The organism is Devosia sp., from assembly GCF_036676215.1.
Taxonomy (GTDB): domain Bacteria; phylum Pseudomonadota; class Alphaproteobacteria; order Rhizobiales; family Devosiaceae; genus Devosia.
Map to the genome: position 1 here is coordinate 1 of NZ_JAKFDJ010000126.1, position 2,020 is coordinate 2,020.

The window sequence follows — 2,020 nt, forward strand, 5'->3', positions numbered from 1 at the left end:
CGTCTACCGCATCGGCAGCTACATCCCGGTGCCGGGTATCGATCCGGAAGCCATGCTGCGGCTGATGGACACCCAGAAGGGCACCATCGTGGACATGTTCAACATGTTCTCCGGTGGCGCCCTGAACCGGTTCAGCCTGTTCGCGCTGAACGTGGTTCCGTATATCTCCGCCTCCATCATCGTGCAGCTCATGGGCCAGATCTACGAGCCCTGGAAGGCGATGAAGAAGGAAGGCGAGAGCGGTCGGCGCAAGCTGACCCAGTATTCGCGCATCGGCGCCGTGTTCCTCGCCATCGTCCAGGCCGGCTCCATCGCCTCGATGCTGCAGGGCCAGAGCGCCGGCGCGGGCATCCCGGTGGTCTACGCCCCGGGCCCGGGCTTCATCCTGACCGCGGTGGTCGCGCTGACGGCCGGCACCATCTTCCTGATGTGGCTGGGCGAGCAGATCACCGAGCGCGGTATCGGCAACGGCATTTCGCTGATCATCTTCGCGGGTATCGTCGCCAGCCTGCCGGGCGCGGCCCTGAGCACCTTCCAGCAGGTCAGCAACGGCGAGATCAGCGCCTTCGCGATCCTGGTGATCCTGGCGCTGGTGGTTGGCGTCACGTACTTCGTCGTGTTCATGGAGCGCGGCCAGCGCCGCATCACCGTGAACTATGCCCGGCGCCAGGGTGGCCGCCAGGCGTACATGAACCAGAATTCGCACCTGCCGCTCAAGCTGAACATGGCCGGCGTGATCCCGCCGATCTTCGCGTCCAGCCTGATCATGTTCCCGGCGACCATGTCCACCTGGTTCGGCCAGGCCGGCGCCCCCACGGGCGACGGGTGGCGCGATCAGCTCATGGCGGCCCTGCAGAATCTTAGCCTGGCCCTGGCGCCCAGCGAGCCGCTGCACATGCTGCTCTACGGCGCGATGATCATCGGCTTCGCGTTCTTCTACACCGCCCTGGTCTTCAACTCCCAGGAGACGGCGGACAACCTCAAGAAGTCTGGCGCCCTGGTGCCGGGCATCCGCCCCGGCAAGGCGACCGCCGACTACATCGACGGCGTGCTGACCCGGCTGACCCTGATCGGTGCGCTCTACCTGGTCCTCGTGTGCCTGCTGCCCGAGCTGATCCGGTCGTTCTGGTCGGTCCCGTTCTACTTCGGCGGCACGTCGCTGCTGATCGTGGTTGTGGTGGTGATGGACTTCACCGCCCAGATTCAGGCTCACCTGATGTCGCATCAGTACGAGAGCCTGATGAAGAAGGCAAATCTGAAAGGCGGCAGTCGCGGTCTTACCCGCGGCTGAGCCAACGATGGGCGGTCCGCGCGGCGGCTTGGCGCGCGGATAGGCCGGTACCCGTTCCTGCGCTGGAGTAGCGCGGGGCGTCCGACCCCTGGAGGGGGAGGGCAGTGCCAGTCTGTCGCCGGAGCATGGGCACACTCCCCATGCCGGGTTTCCCGGGTCTTTGACCCGGGGGGCTTCAAATTAACCCCGAGCCCTTGTACAATTTCCGATTCACTGCGCTCAATTTAAGTTGGAGAACGCCTGATGGCGCGCATCGCGGGTGTCAACCTGCCTGTCCAGAAGCATGTCTGGGTGGGCCTGCAGAGTATCTTTGGCATTGGCCGTACCCGGTCGAAGCTTGTTTGTGAAGCGGCCGGCGTGGCGCCTGCCACGAAGATCCGTGACCTGTCCGAGCCGGACATCGAGCGCATCCGCGCCGAAGTGGCGAAGTACACGGTCGAAGGCGACCTGCGACGTGAAGTCGGCATGTCGATCAAGCGACTGATGGACCTGGGCTGCTACCGCGGCCTGCGCCATCGTCGTGGCCTTCCGATGCGCGGTCAGCGCACCCGGACCAACGCCCGCACCCGCAAGGGTCCGCGCAAAGCCATCAAGAAGTAAGGGCAGCCAATGAACAAGCCGGCAGTCAAGACCAAGAAGAAGATCAAGCGAGTCGTCACCGACGGCATCGCCCACGTCCAAGCTTCTTTCAACAACACCATCGTCACCATTACCGACCGCCAGGGCAAT

At 64.4% G+C, this 2,020-nt stretch carries 3 protein-coding genes; all 3 read left to right on the forward strand.

From position 1 onward, the window contains the following. A partial coding sequence (secY, locus tag V6M52_RS11450; RefSeq protein ID WP_332701113.1) for a preprotein translocase subunit SecY occupies window positions 1-1,291 on the forward strand: 1,291 nt, incomplete at its 5' end. 243 nt (window positions 1,292-1,534) lie between these two features. Further along, window positions 1,535-1,891, forward strand: a complete 357-nt coding sequence (gene rpsM, locus V6M52_RS11455; RefSeq protein ID WP_332701114.1) for a 30S ribosomal protein S13 — start codon at window positions 1,535-1,537, stop codon at window positions 1,889-1,891. Window positions 1,892-1,900: 9 nt separating this feature from the next. Further along, on the forward strand, window positions 1,901-2,020 hold a 120-nt coding region (gene rpsK, locus V6M52_RS11460; RefSeq protein WP_332701115.1), incomplete at its 3' end, for a 30S ribosomal protein S11.